Annotated in this window: 2 protein-coding genes; one reads left to right on the top strand and one right to left on the bottom strand. The window is 44.1% G+C overall.

Annotation, left to right across the window (positions count from 1 at the left end; all coding sequences use genetic code 11):
- The coding region (locus R8N28_RS25450) for a globin domain-containing protein (protein ID WP_318183688.1) at positions 1–479 on the bottom strand (479 nt) is incomplete at its 3' end.
- 158 nt (positions 480–637) lie between these two features.
- Here R8N28_RS25450 and nsrR point away from each other — a divergent pair.
- Positions 638–1,063 (top strand): nitric oxide-sensing transcriptional repressor NsrR, encoded by a 426-nt coding sequence (gene nsrR / locus R8N28_RS25445; protein ID WP_029831134.1) that lies wholly within the window; start codon positions 638–640, stop codon positions 1,061–1,063.
- Positions 1,064–1,250 lie beyond the last annotated feature (187 nt).

The raw sequence follows: 1,250 nt of genomic DNA, 5'->3' as shown, positions 1-1,250 counted from the left end.
TTACCGACCAACTCAAACTCACGTAGCCCTCGCCAGCGACCTTCTTGCGATGCATTCGCTTGATAGATTTGCTCTTCGCGCTGGATAAATACATTAGCCAATACGCCATAAGCTTCAGCCCACGCGTTTAAAACTTCTTGGCCCGGATTGAATAACTCTTCAATTGTAGCGATCAAGTGTTTACCTACGATTTGATACTGATCTTTCGTGATCAAAAAGCTGGTGTGTTTATGCGCAATTTTCTCCACTGCGCCAAGCAGAGCAGGCAAGTTTTCAATGTTAGCAGCGTATGCACAGATGGCATTGAATAGCGCTTCACGCTGATCGCCATTACGCTGGTTGCTCATGTTGAAAATGTCTTTTAACTCAGGGTTGTGAGTAAACATGCGGTCATAGAAGTGAGCGGTCAGTTTTGGTCCTGTTTCTGCGATTAGTGGCGCGGTCGCTTTCACGATCTCAATGGTTTGATTGCTGAGCATAAGAACTTCCTATTTTTAAGTTGTATTTGTAATGCATGTTTAAAGTTGTATCTCAAATGTATCTTTCGATCAAGAAAAGATTTACACTTTTGTCGATAGCGTAAGTTGGTTGTTTCGTCACTGACATTGAGCTATTAAGTCGCACTCTGGGAGAGAACATGCAGTTAACGAGCTTTACTGATTACGCGCTGAGAACCTTGATTTACTTAGCATCATTGCCAAAAGATGAGCTGACCAATATCACCGAAGTGACGGATTTGTTTGGTGTGTCTCGTAATCATATGGTCAAAGTAATCAACCGTTTAGGGCAGCTAGGCTACGTGCATACCGTGCGCGGTAAAAACGGTGGTATTCGCTTGATGAAGCCAGCGTCTGAGATCACCGTTGGTGGTGTCGTGCGAGATTTGGAGCCGTTAGATTTGGTCAATTGTGGGGTGGAGTTTTGCCACATTACTCCCGCATGCCGCCTCAAAGATAAGCTTGCCAAAGCAAAAAGTGCCTTCCTCGCCGAGTTGGATGAGTGCACCATTGAATCCTTACTGAACGATAACTCTGAGCTTTTGATCCTGCTTGCTCGCCCTTAGTTTATTTGCAGTTCCAGAGTCGATCTCGATCATTCTTTTTTCAAAGCAATTCTGTAGCTTATCGAGAGACTCAGATATACTAGCTCTATACCTTCCTTGCTAGATAGGCGTGCCTATGTCAGACAATATTCCAAACGATCCATTCGCAGATCGTGAATCCCAAAATTACGAAAATCCAATTCCAAGC

This window comes from Vibrio sp. Vb1554 (assembly GCF_033344235.1).
The sequence above is the reverse complement of the archived record's forward strand: the minus strand, read 5'-3'. Positions and strand labels throughout refer to the sequence as shown.